Genomic DNA, 25,709 nt, shown 5'->3' on the forward strand with positions numbered 1-25,709 from the left:
GTAGTGCTAATATTTCTTTAACCTCAGGTACTTCGAGACGGAGTCAATAAATTTCTTTTTATAGAATTTAGAAACCGGTATTGTATGATCGCCGTATAGGTATACGGTACTATTCTGGATTGATCGTAGATAGTCAATGTTTATACAATACTTTTTATGACATTGCTGGAATTTGTCATTTAACGATGCCTGAATGCTTTTTAACGATCTTTTTATAGCATATCTTTTATGCTGAGTATTTACAAAGGTATAATTGCTGTCTGCTTCCAGGTAAATGATATGGCTGAGATCAATTATATCATTTTTGTTGCCATTTTTTAATAAAAATAAGTCCAAAAATGATTCTTCATATGGATTAACATTAGACCGAATAAGGCTTATGTCATTCTCAATGTTACTTGCCTTGTTTTCAGGATTATTTGGTTTTGGCAGGGTGATTTCAGCGCCCTGAGACTTGATAATCCGTACATCGAACCTGCCATTGTTTGTTTTAATAATAAGTGTGTGCTCTGACTTTAATCCTGAAAGAATACGCGTCAGATCTTCGGCATTTGTTAACGATATAACGTTTCCCATCGTAAGCTTTTCCAGTTCGCGAATTTCCGGACAGGATGTCAGATGTAGACGGAATGACTGGCTATACCCGTATCGTGCTATATCCAAACAGCTGTCCGGCCTGGTTCAAAAGTATCAGGTCTTTTATAAACAGCCTGGCGTTCTGGTACAATTAGCGGTCAGCATTTCGGCATTTCCCGTCATTTTTTTGCCGGTTTCCCATACTTTTCAGCGCCTTTTCAGTTATTTTTTCCACTTTGCCATAACTGAGCAAAGTATGCTGCATAGGTATGAAGAAGCAAAGGTATGCCGGCTCACTGAAGTGCTTGCTGAATTAATGAATAGTTTTCCTCCGTAAATTTGCCAACGTTAAACGCTCAGCGATATATCCTATGAAAACACTTATTGACAGGTACAGGAAATCAACAGGGATTATATACGGAAACTTAAGCAGCGACACGCTCGAAGTTCCGTTGATTGACTCCATACGGGCTAAAATCATTAATCTCTATAGTATCATCACCGTTGCGATATTTTGCCTTGTCGGCGTCCTATCCGTTTTGACCAATAACTCCTCCAGGCTTTTTGATTTAATTCCGTTGACGCTGGGTTTTCCGTTTCTTGTCTTTTTCTTTTTATATACCAACAGGACAAATAAGGCACGATATGCTCTTGTCATTTCATCCTTTCTGGTCATTGCCTATATTTATACAAGGAGACTACAGGAAGGTGTAGATTCTCATGTCGAAATAAATGTCATACAGCTCTGTTTGATTGCGCATTTACTTTTTGATGGAATTATCTCATGGGTATTGATTATAGTCTATATTATATTGTTTGTATCGGTAAGGCTGATAGTTATAGATACCCTTAATAGACCATTTGATCAGGATGATTTTATCCATGAGCTTCTGAGTATCTTAATTGTAAGTTATATCAGCTGGGCAGCAAAAAAATATATAAAAGAGATTCAGAAAATATTAATCAGGCAGCAGGATGAGTTAGTTGAGCAAAAAAAAGATCTTGAAACCTCAAATCGTGTTAAAGATAAGCTATTTAATATTCTTAGTCATGATTTACGAAGCCCGATAGGTTCTGTGAAAATACTGTTAGAAAATTTAGCAAACGACCATAAAGAAAATACTGAGATAGGATATGCCGCCCATTATGTGGATAAAGTTTACCTTAATCTCGATAATTTACTGCATTGGTCAAGATTACAGCGTTCAGGCTGGAAGCTTTATTTTACGGAAACAGATCTTAACAACACGATATCAAGTATATTAACAAGCTTCATGCGGGATATAGCTGTAAAGCAAGTTGATATTACGGTAAACCTGACAGTTATCATGCTGTATTCGGATGAATATTTACTGGAAATTATTTTCAGGAATCTTATACAGAATGCCATAAAGTTCAGTCATACGGGGGGTAAGATTAATATCGGTAGTAATGTTGTAAATAACCGGTTGTTGGTCTCAGTTGAGGATTTTGGCATAGGTATGCCGGCAGACATCGCAGCAGGTTTAGCCGATGGGAAACGAATCTCAACTACAGGGACATTGGGGGAAAAAGGGACAGGAATCGGGCTGGAAATCTGTAGTGAACTGGTTCGGTTATTACATGGCGGACTCACCTTTACCAGCCATCCCGGCAAAGGAACAATTGTTACGGTCAATATACCGGTCAGGACGCAGCAATAAGGATTGTACCTACCTGTTTGAAAGAGATTTCTTTTTCAGGTCTATCAGTACAAAGTGGGCAGCTGACAATACATTTTTTACATTCGCTTTATAGGTACTTCCAATCGGAACATCCGCATTCGGCATGCGGACGAAGTATGTATTTACCTGAGCGATGTGCCTGATATTCACTATAAATGATTTATGAACCCGCAAAAAGGTATCTGTCGGCAGGAGGCTTTCAAAATTAGAAAGCCAGCCGTCTACCACGGTCGCGCCATCAGGTGAGTAAATTTTCACGTAGGGTCCGAATGCCTGCGCATAGTAGATTTCGGAGACGAGAAAACGAATATTCTTACGTCCGCTTTTTAAATAGATGTACCCTATATCATGGCTGTTTACGGGGTGGTGGGCTGAAGCTTTTTCGGCAACGTGACGCAAATGATCCCTGCCCCGGACAATTGCTTTCAAGAGTCGCTCGTAGCTGAACGGTTTCATGACATAATCAACCACGCAGTCTATATTAAAACATTCGACCGCCGGGTCCCGGTCAACTGTCAACATGATTACGGCAGCGTTGGGCCGAAGTACGTCCAGCAAATAATCGGCTTTGTGATCGGGGAGATGGTAATCTAAAAAAATAAAGTCAACCGGTTCAATCAAAAGCCCTTCCAGTGCAGTCGAAACCGTATCATATATCCTTGGAGCAGAAAACAAACCCGTTCTTTCAATATACCTAACAAGTTGAAGACGATAAACAAGATCGTCTTCAATGATTGCACAGCTTTCCATCTACGTTCTTATAACCTGAATAACGCTGAAAGTAATAAATCTTAGTCTGTTTATTCATGATAAATACATATTTACTTTCATCCATAGATGTGCCGCCTGGTATGCTTTTCTTATGACTCTTACTGTCTTTTATTTAATCTGTTAATTATAAAGGGTTTACGATTAAGACAGCTCAGACGCTTTAGCAGCGAGACGCCCTGATGGTCATAAGAACCATCAGGGCGTCTCAGCGTCACAAAATACACGCGGTTGATCTCCTCTTTGCCGGTGGCAGGCAGTGCTTTTCCTGAACGGCCGTATGTCAACTCATCGGGCCGGGCTGTTTATCAGAGGCTCAAAACCACCTTTCCCACGGTTCTGCCAGTTTCAATCTGTTGATGAGCCTCGCGCATGGCAGAAAAATCAAACCGGCTGGCTACATAAGGTTTCAGGATGCCTTTTGCCAGGCATTCCGCCAGATGATGCATGTCGTCACCGCTTGATTTCACCAGAATAAAGTAGCACCGGATGCCTTTATCGTTGGCGGTTGCCGACTCTGTTACGGTAGTCGGGATACTGATTACGGTACCGCCTGGTTTGGTGACTGCAATCGAATGGTCTACATTACTGCCCCCGACAGCATCCAGAACAAAGTCATATTCCGGCTCCTGCTCTTCCCACGCATATCCGTTATAGTCAATATGCCGGTCAGCGCCCAGACTCAGAACAAAGGCTTTGTTTGTTGCCGACGATGTGCCTGTAACGTGTGCGCCCAGGTGTTTGGCAAGCTGTACCGCGAAATGCCCGACACCACCCGCAGCAGCATGGATTAATACCTTTTGCCCTTTTTGTACGTTCGCGTGGTTGACCAGTGCTTGCCAGGCCGTCAGCGCAGCCAGTGTTGTAGCGGCAGCCTCCTCAAACGACACCGATTCAGGTTTTAGCGCCAGCTGATTAGCCGGAGCAGCCACGTACTCGGCATAGGCTTTTCCATGACCCGGAAAGTTTACCATACCAAAAACAGCATCGCCGGGTTTGAAGCGGTCACTGCGGCTTTCTGTCACGATCCCTGCCATGTCCCAGCCAAGAATAACCGGGTTATGCTTACTCAACAGAGTATACAGCCCGTGTCCTTCCCGGACTTTTGTGTCAATCGGATTGATGCTGATCGCTTTTACGCGAACCAGCACGTCACCATCACCGATTTCAGGCGTGGGCAGGTCAACGTACGTTAACTGCTCTACACCGCCCGGCGCATTCAAAATAATTGCCTTCATGAATAATAGACTGATTGTCAACTGTATTATGCTTCGTGCAGAACAATGTGTTTCCCCAGATTAAACTCAAGCTCTCCGTTTTGCTGTAAGCCTTTTCCGAACAGGGCCCCGATCCGTTGTCTGGCTTCGGGCCATTCCAGAGCGGCATAAAACTTAGTCTGTGTGGCCATCAGGTCTTCGTTTTTGGCTAGCGGGGCCTGCTCGTTAATGATTCCCTTGATGGCCGCAATCGCCTGCTTGTCGAACGAGGCAATCCGCCGGGCAAGCTGATCGACGAACGCATCCAGTTCGGCATCCGGAATGGCGCGGTTAACCCAGCCATACAGGGCGGCGGTTTCGGCGTCGTAGTCCTGACCGCTCAAAATGATTTCCAGCGCTCTGGACCGGCCGGTCAGCAGGTGGAGGCATTCCATTCCGCCGCCGCCCGGGAAGGCGCCGATGCCGATTTCTACCTGAGCCAGGACCGCTTTTTCCTTGCTGGCAAAACGCATGTCAAATGCCTGCACAAATTCGCTGCCTAAACCTCTGGCCCGCCCGCGGATGGCCGCAATGCTAACAAAGGGCGCCAGTTCCAGGCGCCGGGCAATATCCGGCCACGCCGCCGATAAGCCGGTCCGGCCGGGGCCTTTCGGAAAGTCATTGGCCTGTAGAATGTCCAGGTGGGCAATAAAATAGTCCGGATTAGCGCTCTCAAATACGACCACTTTCAGATCACTGTCGGCTTCCATCTCATCCATCAGCACTATCAGTTGCTTTGAGAATCCGGCCCCGAAAAGGTTGATCGGCGGGTTATTAAACGTTACTTTCCAATAGCCGGCGTTGATTTTATCGATACTGAAAATCATATGCTTACTGTGTTTTTTTTGTCCTGAAATCGCGTACTGTTGTATACGGACAAAACTAGCGGCATGGAAGGGAAACCGGCTGACACAAATCAGGGGGATGCTTATACTTTTCCCTGATTTCTGCTTTCGGCAGGCGAGATGCCTCTTATTTTTTTGAACAGCCGCGAAAAGTACGGGACGTTGTCAAAACCGACCTGATAGGCCACATCGCTTACGTTCATGCTGGTTTGCTGCAGCAGGATTTCGGCCTGTCCGATCACATAGTCATGGATGAGCGTTATGGTACTTTTTCCGGTTTCTTCCCGGACCAGATCGGTCAGGTAGTTGGGCGAGACGTTCAGGCGGGCTGCCAGCGACGAAACGGTCGGAAGACCGGTTACCGGCTGAGACAGGTTGTGGTAATGATCCTGTAGCAGGAGTTTAACTTTAGCCGTTATGCTGTGAGGTGCTACATCTGTATCCTGAAACTGCCGTTCATAGTATGTTTCGGCATAGGTCAGTACAACGCTTAGCAATGAAAGAATCACGTCGGTATTGGTCTGCTCCCCGTGTTGCTTAAGTTCCTTATGAATTCGGGTAAAAAGCCACGTAATCGTTTCTTCTTCTTCAGGCGTTAACCATATCGCATCATGGATATCGTAGCTGAAATACTTATACCGGCTGATCTGGCGGGCAATCGTGTGATTTTTAATCAGATCGGGGTGAAAAACAAAGGCATATCCGTCCCAGTAGGTCAAGGTTTCCCAGGATACTACCTGTCCCGGTTCGCTGAATAACATCAGGCCGTTATCCGTCTTGTAATGCCCTTTACCGTATTTTATACTGCCCGAAAAATCTTTTTTCACCGCAATTTTAAAGAGGTTAACCTGAATACCGGCGCTTTGGGGCGGGAAGTTGGGTATGGCCTGCTGACAAACCCGGCTGTCCATTAACGGATGCAGCGGGCGGGAAAGATTCAGGTATTGATTATAGCCGGCGAGGGTATCAAATACGTGCATGCTGAAGTAGTAAAGAGTTCATAAACAGGTGTATGGCTTTGCCGGTCAGGAATACCGGATACGCTCTTCTTCAAGATCCAGCATCCGGAGATGACGCCGGATGATCTCTTCATCAACTTTGATGTCCCCGTTTATCTCGTGCAGCCATTCCCGCTGCTTGTTTATGACGGTGAAATAAATCTGGCGGCAGGTATTATTGAGGCCGTCACCGGTCTCCCATAAATTTTCCGATTCCAGTTTCTGCACCATGTGTTGCAGTGAGGGCTGCGTCGTCAGCTCATCTGCATAGGTTGTCTGAAGAAAGTGTAACGACCGGCCGGCTAAATCCTGATGGATTTTTCGTTTGATTTCGGCTTCAGCGATATGGTCGCCTGCATGATCCAGCTGTAGTTTTTTGATGAATAACGGCATGGTCAGTCCCTGAAGCAGCAGGGTAAACAGGATGACAATAAAGGTGATGAATAAAATTAAGTCCCGCTCCGGAAAGGGTTGGCCATTGGACAGAACCGGTGGTATGGACAAGGCCGCTGCCAGCGAAACCACCCCCCGCATGCCCGACCAGCCGAAGATAAAGGGGCCTTTCCAGCTGCCGGGCGCACCCGCCGTTGTAATGAACCGGCTGGCTATTCGCGTAAATTGAATCGAGCCATACACCGAAACTAATCTGCCGACAATCAGGACCATACTAATCAGCACACCGTAGCCGATGGCAGTGCTGAGCTTTACCTGACCCAGACCGGCAATGATCACCGGCAGCTCCAGCCCGATCAGAATAAACACTAAGCCGTTCAGGATAAAGCCAAGCGCCGACAGAACAACAAAAGTTCGTAACCGGCTGGTATTGTTCATAATCCGATCCTGATGAATGGCTAAAAGCAACCCGCCGCTCACGACCGAAAGTACGCCCGACACCCCGGCTTTCTCGGCGGCCAGGTACATGACATAGGGCGCTGTCAGGGTAAAGACAATATCCATATTTACGTCGGTAGGCAGCCACTTATGGATCAGGTAAAAGACCCCTCCGGTGAGCAGGCCAATGGCAACGCCACCGGCAATGACCCAGACAAAACTCGCGGCTGCATCATGGAAAACAAACGTCCCCGTCTCGACCGCAATCAATGCAAACCGGAAGACGATCAGGCTCGAGGCATCGTTCAGCAGGCTTTCTCCCTCAATAATCGCCTTTAATGATTTCGGCACCCGGACAATATTCATAATGGCCGAGGCACTGACGGCATCCGGCGGCGAAACAATGCCGCCCAATAAAAAACCAAGGGCAATGCTGAAACCGGGGATAACATGACTGGCTACCCACGCCACCAACAAGGAGGTTAATAAGACAATGGGGAACGCAAAGCTGCTGATGATCCGCCGGAAGCGCCAGAATTCTTTCCACGAAATATTCCACGCCGACTCGTAGAGTAAAGGGGGGAGAAAAACCGTAAAAATCAACTCATGGTCAATCGCGATTTGGGGCATCGATGGAATCAGACTGACAACCAGCCCTGCAATGACCAATACAATCGGATAGGCTATCCGGAACCGGTTGGCAAGCATCATCAGTAGTGTTATGCTGATGATGAGTATCAGAAAAAAAGGGAACTGGTGTATCATTGCATTGTTTATTTTTGCAGATGCTTGCAATATGCAAGACAAAGGTGATATTGTCACTTGCATTTTGCAAGTCAGGCGAATGTTTTTTTGTATGGATAGAGCAAAAAACAGATCAGATTGTCCGGTCAGTACGTCGTTAGACGTCTTCGGTGATAAATGGTCTCTACTGATAATCAGAGATTTGATGTATGGGGGGGCGTGTACTTACAGTGACTTTTTGAAATCCCCGGAAAAGATTGCGACCAATATTCTGGCGGCCAGACTAAAAACGCTGGAAGAAAACCAGATCATTTACCGGTCAGCACAACCCGATGGCAAAGGGAAGGGTATGTACAGGCTGACCCAAATGGGTATCGACCTGCTGCCGGTACTGATCGAAATGAGCTTATGGGCGGAAAAATACTTTACGATTTCCGCTGAACGAAAAGAGATGCTGAAACGGGTGAAAGAAGATAAAGCAGCCGTTCTGGACGCAATGATGAAAAAACTGGCCGAAAAAAATGAGGGATGCCGGTGAGGTATCCCTGGACGCCTACAGCTTGATAAACGTAATCTGAGCACTCGATAATCCCCAGGTTCCGGTTCCGCCCTGGGTTCTTAACCGGAAGGTGATCACGTCGCCCGCTTCGCAGTAAATGACTGTATTTAAAGACGATGGAAAACGTTGGGTGTCATTTCCGCTGGAACTGTACGAAGAAAAGCCATACGTACCGATACGGCGCGAACCGCCATTCACCAGCACGCTGACAGCATACCGGTAGGAATACGATGTGGGGTTGCTGCCGCTGCTGAAGCTGGCCGTCAGGTTGCCGCTGATGCTGTAATACCCTGCTTTACCAACGATATAGTTGCCGTCAGCATACCGGCCGTCATCGTCCTGCACTTCCGGCAGTACAATCTGATCACCCGACTGGATAAACCCGACGATGTTGCCGACATCCACATTACCGCTGAACAGCTCCACCGCTCCGTAGCCGGCCTTTTGCCAGCTGGCGTCTCCCTCAGCATCTGACGTCAGGACTTTACCCGCACCCTGATCGCCGGTGGCCAGCCGTACGCTGCCCGCTACATCCAGTTTTGCCTGAGGATTGATGAGGCCGATGCCGACGTTACCGTTCGGCAGAATAGTAACCCGGTCTACTAACGGCATGTCGCCGTTGGCCGTGGCAATGCTGGCAGCGCTGCTGGAAATGTACACTCGTCCGGAAGCCGGATCCTGCCCGATCAGTCCGCCGTAACCGGCGACGATGGCTTTGCGGCCGTTATTGTAGTAGCTGTTGAACGCTACACCAGGGTAATTGGTTTCGATGGCAACGCCGCTGGTATTCGACCCGAAAACGGCATTGACAGCCCCTATCTTTTTATCGACAACCAGGCCGCCTAATACCGGTGATACGGTGCCGATACCTACTTTCCCGTCGCCGGTAAACCGGACGTTTTCCGTAAAATCGCCGGAGCTACCGGTGCCGAATACGATGTTGTCACTGGCCGTCGGGGCAAAAAGCTGGAACCGGGAGCTTTGAACGCCCAGGCCGTAATGCGGCGCAACGGCCGATGCCGGGTTGGTGCTCCAGAGCGAAATCTTGTCGCCCACGGTATTGGTAAACGACAGCGGGAAACCAGGTGCCAGGTTACCGATACCCACAAACCCGTTGGTCGCCAGCGTCAGCTGCGCATTGGCATTGTTGGTGGCGAACCGCAGCGGATGGTTGGTATTCGTCTGGAGATAAGCCGAAGTATTGCTTACGTAGGTACCAATACTCACGGCGCCGTTCTCGCTGACCTGCGCAAACCCATTGCCGGAGTACTTGATGGTGAGCGGGTTCCCCGGTGCGTCGGTGCCGATGCCGAACCGGGTGTTTGTATGATCAAACACAAAGCTCCAGTTGCCGGTGGCGTTGTTGGCGATGCCGAAATTACCGGCACTGGTTTGCCCGATAAAGGACCCAAGTGTGTTATCCGGTTTATTAAACCAGATGCCTGCCCCGTTGGCGCTCTGATGCCGGATACGGATACGACCGTTTACATCGAGTGGATATTGGGGGTTGGTGGCCCCGCCAATGCCCATAAATTGACCGTATGCAGTTGCATGTCCAAGCAGCAATAAGAGCAATAATTTGTAGGTGTACTTCATCATCTGGAGTAGTCTTACACGAACGGCTCATCAACAGGCGATGAGTCCGGATTAACCGTGTAAAACAGCCCTAAAAAAGTACGCGCCACAATCGGATAAAGGTATGATGAGAAAAAGGAAAGTATTACCGGGCCGTGATCAACCGATAGCGGTCTTTTCTGCGTGCCTTCAGCATGGTTCGCCACGCCGTTTTCCGCAGCTGTTCCGCAAAGGCGGCATCAACAGTTTCGGGGCGGAAGGTCAGCTTTTCCGGTGATTCATTGAACAGAAAACTGTACCAGACCAGGCCACCGAGAAAACAACCGGCATCGTTGGCATGGTGCGAATCAAAAGCCAGCTTGTCTTTGTCCCAGCGGTAGCCGACATGGAGCGAATGCGTCTGATCGGGGAGGGCGGGTGCCTTCGCCTGACGGGCATCGAAAGTCCGGTCGGTACGGTATCCCCATTTCCGGCTTGAACTGATTTGCCGGAAGGCATCCCCGTTAGGAATTACGGGAATGTGCAGGGCGTCGGCCGTTGCGTGGTAAGCTGCCCTCGACGCCTCCCACATCCGGCGGTCGTTTTTCGCCGAATCGGCCGGCGAAATCCGGCTGAAATCCTTTGAATCTGTGCGGTAGGCCCATGTCTGGTGCAAGACAACCTGTGCCTGCGGTTGCAGTTGCTTTACATAGTCGTACAATTTTCGGGCGTATGGCTCGTAAGTGCTGACGTCGCCGGACAGGATAGAGGCTTGCTGGATCGTAACCACATCCCACGTACCGGCCGATAATAATTCTTTCAGCGACTTACCCGAATAAGGCTTGCCCTTCGGATCATTCGGATCTTTTTCGGCGGCTTCGGCGTGCTCCCAGTGCCGTTGCAGGGAACTGCCGCCGATTTCGGCCCGACCGATGATCAGCGCATGGCCGCCTTCCTTGCTGAGCTGCGGCAGAAACTTCGAGGCATTTTGTGAGAAGCTGTTGCCGATCATGAATAGCCGCAACGGCTTATGCTGCTGGTTATCAGATTGCGCGGTGGCCTGAAAGATCAGCAGGAAAAACAGGAACAAAAAGGCGTAATAAGGCCGGTAAGCGCGGTTGTGTGTCATTGCAGGTTGCGTATGCAGGTTGTATACGGGTAATAAAAGCGGCCCGGCCTATGTCCGGGAACCGCTCAGACTAATAAGCACATCAGCCCGATAATCTATTGGCAACTGCCGTAATTATTGCCTTTTAGTGACGGGGTATTATCCCTTTTGCAACGGAAAATAAGACAAATGGTATGGGATTTAGTTATATGCATTAAGTAGACTGATCGCAGGTGTCAGTTCAGTGATGGCTAAATAGAAAACAGAAAGTAAGACATGAAAAAGGTAATCCACTCAATCCCTTGTAAATGGCCGGTTTTTATTGCTGGTATGATGCTGCTCGGTGCATGCGATCCAGATGTAGATCAGGATAACGCGACGCCTGACGGTACGCTGGCACCGGTAGAAACCAAACCGGCGAATACAACCTATGCCCCTGCTTTTACCGGGCAGACCCGTATCGCGGGTATTCAGACTACGACCGGTTATGAAGGCCGTGTATTGACCGAAGTCCTTCAGAGCCCGTGGGGTATTACGTCGCTGCCGGACGGCCGGTTGCTGATTACGCAGAAAGGCGGAACGATGCGGATCGTCACCACCAGCGGGCAGGTAAGCGAACCCATCACGGGATTGCCGGCCGTAAATGCATCCGGTCAGGGTGGTTTGCTGGGTGTGCGGGTCGATCCGGCGTTTGCTACCAACCGGATGGTTTACTGGGTCTTCTCCGAAAACAGCGCGAATGGTAACGCAACGGCCGTGGCCAAAGGCATGTTGTCGGCCGATGAAAAGACAATACAGAATGCTACGGTCATTTACCGGGCACTGCCAGCCTACAGCGGAACGCTGCATTACGGCGGCCGGATTCTGATTGATAATGGCGGAAACCTGATCATCAGCACCGGCGAACGCTCCGATCTGGTGACCCGTCCGCAGGCGCAGTCGCTGAATTCGGCGCTGGGAAAAGTTATCCGGATTACCAAAGACGGGCAGGCGGCGGCCGGAAATCCGCTGGGCAGCCAGTCGGGGGCCTTGCCGGAAATCTATTCATACGGTCACCGCAATGTGCAGGGGCTGGCGTTTCATCCGGTAACGGGCGAACTGTGGGAGGCTGAATTCGGTCCGTTGGGCGGCGATGAGGTTAACCGGATTCAGGCCGGTAAAAACTACGGCTGGCCCACGATCACCTACGGCCTCGAATACAGCGGACAAACCATTGGGGCCGGTATTCAGCAGCAGAGCGGTATGGAGCAGCCGGTCTACTATTGGGACCCTGTGGTATCGCCGAGCGGTATGACCTTTTACACCGGCGATTCTATGCCGGAATGGAAAAACAACCTGTTTCTGGGCGGTCTGAGCGGGATGCACATTGTCCGGCTGGTGATCAACAGCGAGAATAAAGTAGTGGGTGAAGAACGGTTGCTGGCCGGTGAACAACAGCGCTTCCGTGACATCACACAGGGAAATGACGGGTACCTGTACGCGATAACCGATCAGGGACGGCTGTACCGGGTCGGTCGTAAATAACAGAAGAATTTACGTTAGGAGAGGCACCGTCCGGCATACCGGATGGTGCCTCTTGTTTTACCGGAAACGTTTACCGCAGGAATGCATAAGTAAATCAGGACACCAATGGTGCAAGCGTGGGTGATAAACGTTTTCATGGAGAATGTGTTTGAGGATTGGATGGTATGCTATCGTTTCTACACATGCGTTGCCTAAATATTGTACCGGCTAACGAAAGCAGGACAAAATTCAATTAAAAAAGAAAATTGTCTAATAACAGTTGCTTTTGTGATTTCTGTACTTCTATCTTTGTGTCGTCTAACTTAGTGCGTTAAGTTCTATGCGCAACAACATACGCTGGCTCATCGTTTTCTTACTTTTCATCGCAACCGGTCTGAGTTTTCTCGACCGGCAGGTTTTGTCGATTGCCATTATCAAAATTCAGGACGAGTTTAAGATTACGGATGTTGAGTACGGATGGATCAACACCAGCTTTCTCATCAGTTATGCCGTAATGTTTACCGTCGGCGGGTGGCTGATTGACCGTGTGGGCGGTAAAACGGGGCTGGCTGTTTCCGTAGGGCTCTGGTCGGTTGCCAACAGCCTGCACGCCGTTATGACCTCCTTTAGCCAGCTGCTGACATTCCGTTTTTTTCTGGGTATGGGCGAAGGCGGTTGCTTTCCCGGAGCCGCCTGGACAGTATACCGCTGGTTTGATAAGAAAGAACGGGCGCTGGCCAATGGTATCGCCATTGGCGGATCGGCGATCGGTGCGGTTGTTGCCCCGCCATTAACCATCTGGTTATCGGCTCACTATGGCTGGCGGGGCGGGTTTCTGATTCCGGGACTGACCGGTATTGCCTGGGTAGTTGCCTGGCTCCTGATCCCATGGGGCAAAGAGCAGCAGCGGCCAGAAACACAGACGAAGAAGGCTACCGTACCGCTCCTGACCTTGCTTGGCATGCGCGTTACGTGGGTTTTTATCCTGATCCGTTTCCTGCTCGATCCGGTTTTTTACTTCATGATGTTCTGGATCCCGAAATACCTGAGCGCCGTCCGGAACGTGTCGTTTGAGAAAATCGGTAGCCTGTTCTGGATACCGTTTCTGGCCCTCGGCGTCGCCAATATACTGGGCGGCTGGCTATCCGGACAACTGATCGCCAGGGGGTTTTCGGTGAATAAAGCCCGGAAAACGGTAATGGGCGTGGCCGCTGCCCTGACCCTGGCGGCCCCGCTGATTGAATGGACTTCGTCGGTCAATATGGCAGTGGCGCTGATGGCCGTGTTCATGTTTGCGCACGGTTTCTGGATCACGAACTACATTACCGCCATTTCGGATATGTTCGGCCAGGGTGCTACGTCGACAGTTGTCGGCTTATCGGGAACGGCCGGCGCCCTGTCGGGGCTACTGCTGAATCCATTCATGGGGGTGGTGATTCAACACTACAGCTACCGCCCGCTGTGGGTGGCCTCCGGCCTGCTGTATCCCCTGGCGTTCATCCTCTTACTCTGGTTGATTCCACGGATTCAGGGTATTATAACCGGTCATTCAGCACCGGAAGAAACCCCCGTTTTATCGGAGCGGACCTGATTTCCTGCCGGTAACGGGCAGACAGAAGCGGTCTGCCTTCTTTTGGCGGCAGTTTTACTTAGTGCACTAACTTGAATTATGGCATACACAAACCGATCGTATGGAAAATCAACTGTTAAATGGCTTACTGGTCGGGCAGACCGGCATTAGTCCCCGGAAAAAAACACGTCCGCGCATCGGGGTGTTCGGCGTTGGCTATGTGAAATACTGGGGACAGTTCGACGGCTTGCTGGACGACATGCTCCGGAAGCAGGCCGTTTTCATCGACAAACTGGACAAGCTGGATGCTGTCGATGTGATTGATTTCGGCCTGGTCGATGACGCCACGAAGGCATACGAAATGGTACCGAAACTGAATGCGGCGAATCTGGACCTGATTTTCTGCGATATGCTTACGTATGCGACCTCCAGCACCTTCGGCATCATTATCCGGAGCGTCAATATACCGATTGTGCTGGTGGCCCTGCAGCCCGATAAGGCCATGGACTACAGCAATGCATCGACGTACCTTCAGCTCTATAACGACGATATCTGTTCGCTGCCGGAGTTTACCGGTGTGGCAGTCCGGATGGGCAAAAAAGTGCCGGAGATGATTATCGGGACGCTTTATGACGATCCGCAGGCCGATGCCGAACTGGAAGAATACTGCCGGATTGCCGCCGTATTGCATGACCTGAAAACGGCCCGTATCGGCCATATCGGCCACCCGATTGAGGCCATGCTCGATATGCACTCCGATTCAACCATGCTCACAGCTCATTTCGGGCCGCATATCGTACAGTGCGAGGCCCACGAAATCGTTACGCAGTACCTGCAGGCAACCGAGGACGAAATTGATGCCCTGAAAGAACGTATTCTGGCCTTCTTTGATACGCCTGATCCGGTTTCCGACCCGATTTCCGAAAAACTGCGCGACACTGATCTCTACGTGGCGGCGCGGGCAGCGGTGGCACTGGAGCGGTTTATCAAGGCCCGTAAACTGGATGGACTGGCCTACTACTACGATGGTCCCGACAACAGCGATACGCGGGTGGTTATGTCGAACCTGATCGTAGGGAACTCCCTGTTGCAGGGCGCAGGCTTCCCGATGTGCGGTGAGTCGGACCTGAAAACCTGTATTGCCATGCTGATCATGGAGCGGCTGGGCATCGGCGGAAGCTTTGCCGAATTCCATCCGGTTGATTTTAAGGAAGGTTTTGTACTGGTCGGCCACGACGGGCCCCACAACATCGCCATTGCCGAGGGACAGCCCGTGTTACGGAGCCTGAAAAAGTACCACGGCAAGCCCGGATTCGGCGCCGGTGTCGAGTTCAAAATCAAGGAGGGGCCGATTACGATGCTGAGCATTAACTCCACCTTCGACGGCAGAATGAAGTTCATTATCGCGGAAGGCGAGTCGATTGCCGGACCGATTCCACCCACCGGAAATACCAACACCAGAGGCTTTTTCAAGCCTGATGTCCGCACGTTTCTGAAACGCTGGATCAGCGAAGGGCCAACCCACCATTTTGCGCTCGGAGTCGGGCACCATGCGGCCACCATCCGGAAAATTGCTGATTACCTGAACATTGAGTCGGTGATTGTCAATGGTTAATCAAACGTTACATCATTCCTGAATCCTTAAAACCAATGAACCATTATCTAGTTTATCGCCTGCGCCTCCTGGTCATTGGCAGCATGCTGAGCGTGCTGACCGTGGCTAACCTGGTAAGCGCCCAATCAAACAAGGTACAGATCAGCGGCAAAATCACGGCCGCTGAGGATGGTGAAGTACTGGTAGGTGCCACCATCACGGAAAAAGGCTCCTCCAACGGTACGACTTCAGACGCCGGTGGCCAGTTTAAACTGAATGCTTCACCGACCGGTACCCTGGTCGTAAGCTTTATCGGGTACGCGCCGCAGGAGGTGACCATCAATGGCCGGACAACGATCAATATCAGCCTGAAAACCGATCAGCAGCAGTTGCAGGATGTGGTGGTGGTCGGGTATGGTACCCAGCGCAAGAAAGACCTGACAGGCTCCCTTGTGAACCTGACCAACAAGGATCTGGTACCGGTACCGTCGGCGACGAGTGTCGATCAGATGATGCAGGGGAAAGTGGCCGGCGTGCAGATTACCCAGACGTCGGGGGCGCCGGGCGGCAACGTCAATGTCGTGATCCGCGGTATCAGCTCCATCACCGGTGGTAACTCGCCACTGTACGTGGTCGACGGCTACGCCATCGGTACGGGCGGTGGCGGTTCGGACCTGAGTACGTTTGCCGCTAACTCCTATTCAGCCAGCAACATTGCCAGTAGCAGCGGGACAAACCGGGTGAATCCGCTGACGACCATCAATCCGTCGGATATTGAGTCGATTCAGGTGTTGAAGGATGCTTCGGCAACGGCAATTTACGGGTCACGGGGTGCAAACGGGGTGGTCATTATCACGACCAAACGTGGTAAGTCGGGTAAGCCGCAGATCAGTTTTGAGCACTCGACCGGAATTCAGCAGCTGGCGAAAAAACTGGACTTGCTGTCGGCCCGCGACTACGCAGAATACGTAGCCGAAGGGCGGGACAATGCCTGGGTGTTTGCCGGCGGAAAAGCCGGTGACCCGAACAGTGTACGTAGCACGGCTACCCAGGTAAAACCGGAATTCCGGAACCCCGGCCAGTTTGCCGGAAAGGGGACCGACTGGCAGGACGTTATTTTCCGGCAGGGGATTGTTCAGAACTATCAGCTGTCGGCGAGCGGTACCAGCCGCGACGTGGGCTACTACGTGTCGGGCGGTTTCTTCGACCAGAAGGGAATCATTATCGGTTCTGATTTTAAGAAGTTTACGCTGCGGACAAACATTGATGCCCACCTGACCGACAAACTGAAGCTTGGTGCCTCCTTCTCCGGTGCCCACTCATACGGCGATTTTGCCCGGGCAGAAGGACACCTGCAACACCGTGGCCTGATCTCGGCGGCACTGGCCAGCGATCCGACGATTCCGGTGTATAATGCCGACGGCACGCCGTATTCCGAATTTTCGAGCCCGACCGGGATTCCGGTAGAAAATCCCGTGTTAATTGCTGCCGAATTCTCGGATAAGCGGAACAATACCAACGTCTTTACCAACAATTATTTACAGTACGAGATTGCACCGGGGTTTGTCTTCAAAACATCAATCGGGGTTAACTATTCCAACAACGTTACCCGCCTCTGGAAATCGTCGAAGGTAGGGCTGGCCACCAGCCGGACCGGTGCGGCGACCGCCGGGGTGACGGAAATCAAAAGCCTGAACTGGCTGAACGAAAATACGCTGAACTACCGCCATAAATTCGGCAGCCTGCACGACCTTGACGTCCTCGCCGGCTATACCATCCAGAAAAATACCGATCAGGTATTACAGGCGGGTGCCACCGATTTTCCGACGGATGATGTTCACTACCTTGCCGCAGGGGCCGTTACGTCGGGGACCGATTACAAAAGTGAATGGTCGATGATGTCATGGCTGGCGCGGGTAAACTACACGCTCGCCGGTAAGTATCTCTTTACGGCAACGGTGCGCGCCGATGGTAGTTCACGGTTCGGGAAACAGAATCGCTGGGGCACTTTCCCGTCGTTCTCGTTTGCATACCGCGTATCGGATGAAGGCTTTATGAAATCTGTGCCGGCAATCAATGACCTGAAACTGCGGGCCAGTTACGGGATTGCGGGCAACAACCTGATACCGAATTATGCCAGTCAGGGGCTGCTGAGCATTCTGCGGAATGTGCAGGGCGGACAGGTTATATCGGGGGTGGCGCCGTCGAGTTTATCCAACGATCTGCTGACATGGGAGCAGTCACTACAAACCAACCTTGGTCTGGACCTTGCCCTGTTCAATAACCGGCTCTCGTTTGTGGTTGATGCCTACCGGTCGCACAAGAAAAACCTGCTCCTGAACGTGATTCTGCCCGCCGCGTCGGGCTTCGGATCGTCGGTACAGAACATCGGCGAAATTGAAAACAAGGGGCTTGAACTGACGGTCAATGCGCAGACGATTAACAAGGGAGCCTTTCAGTGGAATACCGATTTTAACATCAGCTGGAACCGGAACAAGGTGCTGGCGCTGAACTCGGCAAACGCACGGATTCAGACCTCAGACTATCAGGTGGCACAGGTTGGCTATCCGATTTCCAGCTTCCGGCTGCTGAATATTCTGGGCGTTTTCCAGACGCAGCAGGAGGTGGATGCCAGTCCGAAACAACACCCGCGCGTGCAGCCCGGCGATTACCGGTACCAGGATGCTAACGGCGACGGCACCATCACGGCGGCCGACCGGACGATTGTCGGTAATCCGTGGCCCGACTTTACCTGGGGTTTCGGTAACCGGTTTTCCTACAAAAACCTGACGCTCAACATCAGCGTAAACGGCTCGCAGGGCAATGAGATTTACTTCCAGGGCGGTGAGGTGTCCCTGAACGGAGCCGGAGTACAGAACCAGCTGGCCGTGATGGCAGATCGCTGGCGGTCGGCCGACAATCCGGGGGCGGGGCAGTATTCGCGGGCCATCCGGAACGATTATGCCTTTGGCTTCAGCGCTGGGACAACCAAATACCTGTTCGACGGTTCGTATGTCCGGATCCGGAATGTGAACCTGAACTATGCCTTCCCGAATACGCTGACGAAAAAACTCCGGCTGCAGGCCCTGTCGCTGTATGCCGACGTGACCAACCTGTACACCTTCACAAAATACCCGGGCTATGATCCCGAGGGTAGTACAACCGGCGACAATGTGGCGCGGAGCGGCATCGACTTTTTTGCCTATCCGAACCCGCGTACCTATACCATTGGCCTTCGTGTTTCGCTGTAAATCATTGATAGATAACAGACTACTGTCATGAAAAAGAAACTATTCCTTATCCTGATGATGGCCGGTGCGCTGGTGTCCTGCAAAGACTTCCTCGCCCTTGCTCCTGAATACCAGATCAGTGAACAAACCTTTTACAAAAGCCAGAACGATTTTGAAACGGCCTTGACCGGGGTGTACGGCACCTTCCGGGGACTGTTCAGCAGCAACGTGCTGTATATGACCGAACTCGCGACTGACAATGCCGAGATTCAGTGGTCGTCACCGTCAACGGATGAGATGCAGATGGACCAGAACGCGGTGACGTCGACGAATGCGTTTGTGCAGGCGGTCTGGAACAGCTGCCTGTACACCATCTCGCGCAGCAACGCGATCCTGAACCGGATCGACGGGGTCAGTTTTGATCAGACCGCCAAAGACCGGATTAAAGGCGAAGCAAAATTTATGCGGGCCTATGCTTATTTCTATCTGGTACGTCTCTACGGGAATGTTCCGGTCATTACGCAGACGTTCAGTAGTCCGGCACAGGTATCGGCTGCTGATCTGTCGCTGAAACCGGCCACGGAGGTATATGCCTTTCTGATCAAAGACCTCACCGATGCCGAAACGTTGCTGCCCGCCGGCGGTAATACCGACAAGACACGGGCGTCACGGATGTCGGCCAAAGCCCTGCTCGGCAAAGTCTATCTGACGCAGAAAAGCTATGATCTGGCCGCAACCAAACTGAAGGAGGTAATCGACGCGAAAACCTACTCGCTGGCAGCCAATTATCAGACGCTGTTTACGAACGGGAATAACAACCTGGCCGAATCCGTTTTCGAAGTGCAGTTTGTTTCGGGCCGGAGTCTGGGCAACAACTATTCGGCGCTGTTTACCCCGGCAATTACGAGTATGGCGATTTTTCCAAACAACCTTCAGGGCTCGGGCCGGATCACGCCGACACTCAACCTGCTGAATGCCTACGAAGCCGGTGATGTCCGTAAGGCCGTTTCGGTCAATGATTCGGTAAGTCTGATCGGCGGCAAAAAATCATACAGCCGGTATGGACTGAAATTCGTTGATTTTAAAGCCATTGATCTCTCAGACGGCAGTATCACCTTTACGGCACTGCGGTATGCAGACGTGCTGCTGATGTATGCCGAAGCACTGAATGAACAGGGCAAACCTGCCGAAGCGGTGCCGTACATCAATCAGGTCCGGACACGGGCCAGACTGGGTAACCTCACGGTGCAGACGCAGGCGGATGTCCGGCTGGCCATTGAAAACGAGCGCCGTGTTGAGTTCCTGTACGAAGGGCAGCGCTGGTTTGATCTGGTCCGGACGGGACGGGCACAGACGGTGATGAACGCACACTACGCGGGCCTGAAGCTTTCCTTTAAACTGGATGAGTTTGAGCTGATCTACCCGATTCCGCAGAATGAGGTCGATCTGAACCCAACCATGGTGAAACAGAATCCCGGCTATTAACCGGGGGTAAACCGTTGCTAACCCAGCCTTTCGACTGTATGCGTATTCAACTGTCAGCCTTACTGAGCATCCTTCTTTTCGGCTTTACATCGGGCCTCAAAACGCAGGAACCGGAAAACCCGGCGCTGCGCGGGAAGCCGTTTAACAACATTACGCTGGAACTGTCGCTGAAGCCGTTTAAGAAAAACGACAAGGCGTATATCCGGCAGGTCTCCACGGAACTGTTTACCCAGTGGTCGGCCCTGTTGCGGCATGCCGATACGGTATCGGTCATGCTCTGGACCGGCGACGGGTCTGAGATTCTGGACTATACGGGCCGGATGAACCAGCCGCTGGAATGGGCGCGCTACATGGGTAACCCGAATACGGACCATGCTGTCGGGTCAGGGCCGAAAGAACTGTCGCTGCATGAACGGGCGTACCTGTATATGGACAACCCGCCGTCGTTCACGTACGGGGACCTGAAAGGCATCATTCAATCGCTGAAAGAGGCCGGGGGCCGCGTGACGGGTAAACCCATCCGGATCGGGGCAACGTTTGATCCGGGGCCGGAATTTGCGAAGTCGGCCTTTAAATACAGCAAGCACCCTGAAATTCTGGGCGGTAATGCGATGGGCCACAAAACGATGGTGAGCTGTTATGCCACGCTGAACGCTGATACAGAGCCGTATGCCGGTTTCCCGTCCGGAATTCCGGCAAATACGCCCTTCGGTACGTTTCTGGGCCGCCAGAGCCAGCATTTTCTGACCGATCTGGGGTATGATTACATCTGGCTCAGCAACGGATTCGGGTTTGGCGTGGAGGGCTGGTCATCGACCGGCGCCATTTTCAACGGACAGGCGTTTGCCAGCGAAAAACTGGCTGATACCCGTGGTCTGATTGCGGATTTCTGGAACCGGTTCCGCAAGGAATGTCCGGATTTCCAGATTCAGACGCGGGGGACTAACCTGTCGACGGGTGCCGATCTGGCCCGCGACGGTGTTGACCTGAAGCAGATTTACAGCGGAAAATACAACATGCTGCCCCCGCCGAATTCGCCCTGGGCCGCCCTCGACGGCGACTTCGGGCTCGAAATGGCCGGGTACATGTCACGCATGGCCGAGCTGCCCGACGAGCGGTATCTGTTCCGGTACTATACCCATGATCCGTGGTGGGTCAACAGCCCGTGGCTCGACCGCTACGGACAGGAACCCCACGACATTTACCTGCCTATGGCTGTGGCCCGGATCAATGCCGCCGGGGAGGTCAGGCTGCCCACGCACCTGAACTTTCTGACAGCCGACAATACCTACGGCGATATGCCCGCGCAGGTGCCCGATGAGGTAACCCCGCATATCCTGAGAGCCCGTTACGACTCGCCCACCGCGCCGGGGCCGCTGGTCTGGGTGTATCCCTTTGAGGAGTACCATACCTGGGCCTACAAACAGCCCGGCCGGCTGCCCGAAATTTATTACGGCGACTGGCTGATCCGGCAGGCAATCAACAACGGTTTCCCGCTCAATACGGTGATTTCGACCGGTTCCTTTCAGCGTGTGCTGGCCGCCAAACCGGCGTATTTCGGTGAGTCGGTACTGGTCAGCATTGTGCCGGAGGCGAATTCTGCGCAGGAAAAAGCCCTGATCAGCTTTGTTCAGAACGGCGGCAAACTGCTGGTCTACGGGCCGGCCGATCATGCCGGCAAGGCCTTTCTGGACCTGCTGAACGGCCGGAATACCGCGCCGCTGGAGGGCGATTTTCTGGTCTCATCGACGATGACCGCCGACCGGCTGGCTAAACCGGCACCGGATAAAATTACACACAGGGCCCTGTTTTCGGGCGGGGGCATCACCACACTGGTGAATGATAAGGCCGATACGTTTACCCGCGTGCTGACGCGGATGACGCAGGCGGGTGCCAGCCGGGATGTAGTCTGGGTGCGGGAACTGCCCGCCTGGAAAGGCGGAAAAGTTGCCTATGTGCGGGGCACCAACTCCAGCCGGTTTACCGGCGGTAAGCTGCTGACTCCCGACAATCCGGACGAACTGTTTACGGGGCCGTTGCTGATGCGCTACGTGCTCCGCGAGTTCGGGCTGGACTACCGGGTAGATAAGAAAGGGCCGGCGGTGAAAAATCCGGTGCTGGCCATTGCGCGGGGTAATAACGGGTTTTTCTTCTCGGGCTACTGCCCCAACACAACGGTAACCCACCGCTTCCGGCTGCCGCAGGGCGCACCGCTGCTGACCGGCTACGAAACCGATCTCGACAACGGATTTTCAGTCTACAACCTGCCGAAAGCCTGGCATCGGGAAAGCCGCTTTTTTGTCGATCAGGCCGACGGGCAGGTATCGTGTCAGGAAATGACCTCAGGCGTACAGCACATGACCCGCTGCGTGAAGCTGACAGGCCTGAAAAACGCTACGGTCCGGATTTATCCCGATGAGGGTACGTCGGAGCAGGGGCTACGGGTCTATACCAATGCCGCTTATCCGTGGAAAAACGGGCAGACGCCTTTTAAAACCGGAGATAAGAAATACGGACATCACTATGTTGTAGAAAACGTCACCGGCGATCTCGTGGCATTTTGGTAGATGCGCGACCTGTACGCGCCTATCCCCTGAAAAAACTGAAAAACGATGAAATTCCCTGTCTTTCTGCCAGGCCTGGCACTGGTATGCGCTATACTGGCCTCCCGACCGGTTTCCCTTACCCAGATTCCGAAACGCCCGGTCCGTTCCTCTCGGCCATCCAGCACCGACCTGCGGGCCGGATTCAGCAATCCGCCGGTTCATGCCCGCCCTAAGGTTTATTGGTGGTGGCTCAACGGCTACGTCGATACGGTACGGCTCAAGGAAGAGCTGCGCGCCATTAAGCAGGCTGGTCTGGGCGGCGTCGATATTTTTGAAATAGGACTGCCCCCGGCCAGCGACCAGAATCAGATCATTCCGGCAGGCCCCGCGTTTATGAGCGAAGCGTCGGTCAGGACGATTGGCATGGCCATCCGCGAAGCCGGTAAACTGGGGCTGGAAGTAGGCCTGAATATGGCCAGCAGCTGGAATGCGGGCGGGACGTGGGTAAAACCCGAACATGCGGCGAAAACCATTTATGCCTCAAAAACAACCGTGCGGGGCGGCGAAAACCAGCCCCTGATCCTGCCGTTTCCGGCCATTACACCCGACCGGCAGGGCAATAAACGCCCGATTCAGTACGGACCCGACGGGCGGCCAGCCTGGTACGCAGAAATTGCCGTGGTGGCCGTGCCTGCCGGCGCAAAAGGTACGCTCGATACCACACAGGTGGTTAACCTGTCGGCACGTTTTAACCCGAAAACCGGAGCCCTGAGCTGGCAGGCGCCCGCCGGCGAGTGGGAGGTCTACCGGTATATCTGCGCCAATTCAGGAGAACAGCTCATCCGGCCGACACCGCATTCCGTGGGGCCCATTATTGACCATTTCGATTCATCAGCGACACGGATGCACCTCATGTATTTCATTGACCGGCTGAAACCGGTGGTCGGTGATTTTGCAAAGAGTCCGCTGAAAAACCTGTACCTGGCCAGCTACGAAGCCAAAGAGTTTACCTGGACGCCCGCGCTGCCGGCCGCTTTCCGGAAGCTCCACGGCTACGATCTCTATAAATTTCTGCCCGCCGTTTTTAACCGGGAATGGTATAAACCAGCCCTGGCAGCCGCTTTTCAGGCCGACATCGACAAGGCGTTTTCGGAGCTTATGATCCATAATCATTACCGGAAATCAAAGGAAATCTGTAACCGCTATGGCTTGCAGATTATTTCCGAGTCGGGCGGGCCTGGCCACCTGCACCACATTCCGGTGGAGACGCTGAAAGCACTGGGAGCGCTCGATGTGCCGCGCGGTGAAAACTGGTATAACCGGACGTTTTTCCTTGAAAACGACAGGGATAGCCTGGTCGATATGATTTTTCTGGTCAAGGAGATTGCGGCCGCATCCCACATCTATAAGCGCCGAATCGTTGAGCAGGAATCATTTACCAGCTACTGGGACTGGCAGGAGGGACCTGCTGACCTGAAACCGCTGGCCGACCGGGCGTTCTGCGAAGGCATGAACCGGCTGGTCATTCACGGGTTCACGCACAATCCGGCCGGTATGGGATACCCTGGCATCGCGTACTTCGCCGGTACGCACTATAACGACCGTAACGGCTGGTGGCCCAAAAGCAAACCCTTCAACGACTACCTGAGCCGCATTTCGTATATCCTGCAACAGACGGATTTTGTGGCTGATGTGCTGCACTACTACGGGGACGGGGTGCCTAACCTGGTGCCGCCCAAAAACACCCGCTATGTTGTCGGGCCGGGCTATGATTATGAGGTAATCAATACCGAGGTGCTCCTCCGCGATCTGACCGTAAGAGACGGCAAGTGGGTGCTGCCCGGTGTGGGGAGCTACCATGTCCTTGATCTGGGTAAGGAAGGGCGGATACCAAAGGCGGTGCGGGAAAAGATCGCCGCCCTGACGGCCCTCGGTGGCAGGGTGACGCAAGGAGAGCCGGTGCTGAATGTGTTGAAAACCATGGCTGTACAACCGGATTTCAGCTATGCCGGGCAAAAGGCCGATCAGCGCTATACACCGATAGACCACATTCATTACCGGAACGCCGGACAGGATTTTTACCTGATCCGGAACACCACAAATGGCTGGGTAACGCAGCCGTGTTTTTTCCGGCAAACGGCAGAGACCGCTGAAATATGGGATCCGGTTACGGGTGAGATTACGGCAATAACTGGCCGGAAGCAGGCGGGAACATTGGCGCAGGTACCGGTTACGCTGCCGCCCTTTGGTTCCTGTTTTGTTGTGTTCGGTAAGAGACCGGCCACGGTCACCGGTCAGGCCAATATCCGGATGGTTGCCAGCCCGAACAGTATTGTGCATCAAACGGTTGAGGGACCGTGGCAGCTGTCGTTCCCCAAAGACAGGGGAGCGCCGGCGGTTGTTACCCTGCCGGAACTGGTATCGTGGACCGCATCTGACAAGCCGGGCGTTAACTACTTTTCCGGCATAGCCACCTACCGGAAAACGATTATCTGGCGGCCCGCAGCCAGCTTAAGAAAAGGGCAGCGCATCTGGCTCGATCTGGGGCGTGTGGCAAAGGTTGGTGAGGTCTGGCTGAACAGCAAGCCATGCGGTATTGTCTGGACGCCCCCTTACCGCGTTGATATTACGGACGCCCTCAAAACGGGCGAAAATGTACTGATGGTTGAGGTCGCCAATACCTGGTCTAACCGGCTGACCGGCGATGGTATTACGGGGGAAACGTACACGAAAACGAACATTACTAAAGCAAATAAGAATCTGGTTGCCTGGAAGGATCTGCCGCTCATTGAGTCGGGCCTGCTGGGACCGGTGACGATTCAGACCACCCGCTAATCTG

At 52.5% G+C, this 25,709-nt stretch carries 18 protein-coding genes; 9 read left to right on the forward strand and 9 right to left on the reverse strand.

Annotated elements, in window-relative coordinates:
- Positions 1–6: 6 nt before the first annotated feature.
- Entirely contained in the window at positions 7–576 is a 570-nt protein-coding gene (locus tag AC23NW_RS17270) for a LytR/AlgR family response regulator transcription factor (RefSeq protein ID WP_487450874.1), read from the reverse strand.
- A 371-nt stretch (positions 577–947) separates the two neighbouring features.
- On the opposite strand from AC23NW_RS17270, the gene AC23NW_RS17275 reads away from it, so the two are divergent.
- Positions 948–2,258 carry a sensor histidine kinase gene (locus tag AC23NW_RS17275; protein WP_487450875.1) on the forward strand — a complete coding sequence of 437 codons (1,311 nt, stop codon included), beginning with the start codon at positions 948–950 and terminating at the stop codon, positions 2,256–2,258.
- 9 nt (positions 2,259–2,267) lie between these two features.
- On the opposite strand, the gene AC23NW_RS17280 is transcribed toward AC23NW_RS17275, so the two are convergent.
- The 5 genes from AC23NW_RS17280 to AC23NW_RS17300 form a co-directional block, all read right to left on the reverse strand.
- Positions 2,268–3,029 carry a LytR/AlgR family response regulator transcription factor gene (locus AC23NW_RS17280; protein WP_487450876.1) on the reverse strand — a complete coding sequence of 254 codons (762 nt, stop codon included), beginning with the start codon at positions 3,027–3,029 and terminating at the stop codon, positions 2,268–2,270.
- 326 nt (positions 3,030–3,355) lie between these two features.
- Positions 3,356–4,285, reverse strand: coding sequence for an NADP-dependent oxidoreductase (locus AC23NW_RS17285; protein ID WP_487450877.1), 930 nt, complete (start codon positions 4,283–4,285; stop codon positions 3,356–3,358).
- A 26-nt stretch (positions 4,286–4,311) separates the two neighbouring features.
- Positions 4,312–5,130 (reverse strand): enoyl-CoA hydratase/isomerase family protein, encoded by an 819-nt coding sequence (locus tag AC23NW_RS17290; protein WP_487450878.1) that lies wholly within the window; start codon positions 5,128–5,130, stop codon positions 4,312–4,314.
- A gap of 101 nt (positions 5,131–5,231) precedes the next feature.
- Positions 5,232–6,128 carry a helix-turn-helix domain-containing protein gene (locus AC23NW_RS17295; RefSeq protein ID WP_487450879.1) on the reverse strand — a complete coding sequence of 299 codons (897 nt, stop codon included), beginning with the start codon at positions 6,126–6,128 and terminating at the stop codon, positions 5,232–5,234.
- 45 nt (positions 6,129–6,173) lie between these two features.
- Entirely contained in the window at positions 6,174–7,742 is a 1,569-nt protein-coding gene (locus AC23NW_RS17300; protein ID WP_487450880.1) for a Na+/H+ antiporter, read from the reverse strand.
- Positions 7,743–7,833: 91 nt separating this feature from the next.
- On the opposite strand from AC23NW_RS17300, the gene AC23NW_RS17305 reads away from it, so the two are divergent.
- The gene (locus AC23NW_RS17305; RefSeq protein ID WP_487450978.1) at positions 7,834–8,259 is read left to right on the forward strand and encodes a winged helix-turn-helix transcriptional regulator; all 426 of its coding nucleotides are present in this window, start codon (positions 7,834–7,836) and stop codon (positions 8,257–8,259) included.
- A gap of 15 nt (positions 8,260–8,274) precedes the next feature.
- Here the strand turns inward: AC23NW_RS17305 and AC23NW_RS17310 are convergent, their stop codons facing one another.
- Together AC23NW_RS17310 and AC23NW_RS17315 are read right to left on the reverse strand one after the other, a co-directional pair.
- Entirely contained in the window at positions 8,275–9,879 is a 1,605-nt protein-coding gene (locus AC23NW_RS17310) for a hypothetical protein (RefSeq protein WP_487450881.1), read from the reverse strand.
- Positions 9,880–10,000: 121 nt separating this feature from the next.
- Positions 10,001–10,963, reverse strand: coding sequence for a DUF4886 domain-containing protein (locus AC23NW_RS17315; protein ID WP_487450882.1), 963 nt, complete (start codon positions 10,961–10,963; stop codon positions 10,001–10,003).
- 312 nt (positions 10,964–11,275) lie between these two features.
- Between AC23NW_RS17315 and AC23NW_RS17320 the strand changes: the two genes are divergently transcribed.
- A complete protein-coding gene (locus AC23NW_RS17320; RefSeq protein ID WP_487450979.1) occupies positions 11,276–12,466 on the forward strand; it encodes a PQQ-dependent sugar dehydrogenase in 1,191 nt (396 codons plus the stop codon).
- Between the two features lie 14 nt (positions 12,467–12,480).
- Here the strand turns inward: AC23NW_RS17320 and AC23NW_RS17325 are convergent, their stop codons facing one another.
- Positions 12,481–12,603: a hypothetical protein gene (locus tag AC23NW_RS17325; RefSeq protein ID WP_487450883.1), complete on the reverse strand. Its 123-nt coding sequence runs from the start codon at positions 12,601–12,603 to the stop codon at positions 12,481–12,483.
- A gap of 182 nt (positions 12,604–12,785) precedes the next feature.
- On the opposite strand from AC23NW_RS17325, the gene AC23NW_RS17330 reads away from it, so the two are divergent.
- The 6 genes from AC23NW_RS17330 to AC23NW_RS17355 all read left to right on the forward strand — a co-directional run bounded on the left by AC23NW_RS17330 (position 12,786) and on the right by AC23NW_RS17355 (position 25,705).
- Positions 12,786–14,036 carry an MFS transporter gene (locus AC23NW_RS17330; protein WP_487450884.1) on the forward strand — a complete coding sequence of 417 codons (1,251 nt, stop codon included), beginning with the start codon at positions 12,786–12,788 and terminating at the stop codon, positions 14,034–14,036.
- Positions 14,037–14,136: 100 nt separating this feature from the next.
- Positions 14,137–15,630 carry an L-fucose/L-arabinose isomerase family protein gene (locus tag AC23NW_RS17335; RefSeq protein WP_487450885.1) on the forward strand — a complete coding sequence of 498 codons (1,494 nt, stop codon included), beginning with the start codon at positions 14,137–14,139 and terminating at the stop codon, positions 15,628–15,630.
- A gap of 35 nt (positions 15,631–15,665) precedes the next feature.
- Positions 15,666–18,860 carry a SusC/RagA family TonB-linked outer membrane protein gene (locus AC23NW_RS17340; protein ID WP_487450886.1) on the forward strand — a complete coding sequence of 1,065 codons (3,195 nt, stop codon included), beginning with the start codon at positions 15,666–15,668 and terminating at the stop codon, positions 18,858–18,860.
- Between the two features lie 27 nt (positions 18,861–18,887).
- Complete coding sequence (locus tag AC23NW_RS17345) at positions 18,888–20,324, forward strand: RagB/SusD family nutrient uptake outer membrane protein (protein ID WP_487450887.1); 1,437 nt, start codon at positions 18,888–18,890, stop codon at positions 20,322–20,324.
- A gap of 38 nt (positions 20,325–20,362) precedes the next feature.
- Entirely contained in the window at positions 20,363–22,891 is a 2,529-nt protein-coding gene (locus AC23NW_RS17350; RefSeq protein ID WP_487450888.1) for a hypothetical protein, read from the forward strand.
- A 45-nt stretch (positions 22,892–22,936) separates the two neighbouring features.
- The gene (locus tag AC23NW_RS17355; protein WP_487450889.1) at positions 22,937–25,705 is read left to right on the forward strand and encodes a glycosyl hydrolase; all 2,769 of its coding nucleotides are present in this window, start codon (positions 22,937–22,939) and stop codon (positions 25,703–25,705) included.
- The last annotated feature ends 4 nt before the right edge of the window (positions 25,706–25,709 follow it).

The sequence above is a fragment of the Arsenicibacter sp. R0_47 genome, from assembly GCF_057652235.1.

What these genes read in the sequence shown, in the direction of transcription:
- AC23NW_RS17320 (WP_487450979.1), top strand. Translation starts at nt 11,276, where the DNA reads ATGCTGCTCGGTGCATGCGATCCAGATGTAGATCAGGATAACGCGACG.
- AC23NW_RS17270 (WP_487450874.1), bottom strand. Translation starts at nt 576, where the DNA reads ATGGGAAACGTTATATCGTTAACAAATGCCGAAGATCTGACGCGTATT.
- AC23NW_RS17355 (WP_487450889.1), top strand. Translation starts at nt 22,937, where the DNA reads ATGAAATTCCCTGTCTTTCTGCCAGGCCTGGCACTGGTATGCGCTATA.
- AC23NW_RS17285 (WP_487450877.1), bottom strand. Translation starts at nt 4,285, where the DNA reads ATGAAGGCAATTATTTTGAATGCGCCGGGCGGTGTAGAGCAGTTAACG.
- AC23NW_RS17335 (WP_487450885.1), top strand. Translation starts at nt 14,137, where the DNA reads ATGGAAAATCAACTGTTAAATGGCTTACTGGTCGGGCAGACCGGCATT.
- AC23NW_RS17290 (WP_487450878.1), bottom strand. Translation starts at nt 5,130, where the DNA reads ATGATTTTCAGTATCGATAAAATCAACGCCGGCTATTGGAAAGTAACG.
- AC23NW_RS17280 (WP_487450876.1), bottom strand. Translation starts at nt 3,029, where the DNA reads ATGGAAAGCTGTGCAATCATTGAAGACGATCTTGTTTATCGTCTTCAA.
- AC23NW_RS17305 (WP_487450978.1), top strand. Translation starts at nt 7,834, where the DNA reads ATGGATAGAGCAAAAAACAGATCAGATTGTCCGGTCAGTACGTCGTTA.
- AC23NW_RS17315 (WP_487450882.1), bottom strand. Translation starts at nt 10,963, where the DNA reads ATGACACACAACCGCGCTTACCGGCCTTATTACGCCTTTTTGTTCCTG.
- AC23NW_RS17275 (WP_487450875.1), top strand. Translation starts at nt 948, where the DNA reads ATGAAAACACTTATTGACAGGTACAGGAAATCAACAGGGATTATATAC.
- AC23NW_RS17340 (WP_487450886.1), top strand. Translation starts at nt 15,666, where the DNA reads ATGAACCATTATCTAGTTTATCGCCTGCGCCTCCTGGTCATTGGCAGC.
- AC23NW_RS17350 (WP_487450888.1), top strand. Translation starts at nt 20,363, where the DNA reads ATGCGTATTCAACTGTCAGCCTTACTGAGCATCCTTCTTTTCGGCTTT.
- AC23NW_RS17295 (WP_487450879.1), bottom strand. Translation starts at nt 6,128, where the DNA reads ATGCACGTATTTGATACCCTCGCCGGCTATAATCAATACCTGAATCTT.
- AC23NW_RS17345 (WP_487450887.1), top strand. Translation starts at nt 18,888, where the DNA reads ATGAAAAAGAAACTATTCCTTATCCTGATGATGGCCGGTGCGCTGGTG.
- AC23NW_RS17300 (WP_487450880.1), bottom strand. Translation starts at nt 7,742, where the DNA reads ATGATACACCAGTTCCCTTTTTTTCTGATACTCATCATCAGCATAACA.
- AC23NW_RS17330 (WP_487450884.1), top strand. Translation starts at nt 12,786, where the DNA reads ATGCGCAACAACATACGCTGGCTCATCGTTTTCTTACTTTTCATCGCA.
- AC23NW_RS17310 (WP_487450881.1), bottom strand. Translation starts at nt 9,879, where the DNA reads ATGATGAAGTACACCTACAAATTATTGCTCTTATTGCTGCTTGGACAT.
- AC23NW_RS17325 (WP_487450883.1), bottom strand. Translation starts at nt 12,603, where the DNA reads ATGAAAACGTTTATCACCCACGCTTGCACCATTGGTGTCCTGATTTAC.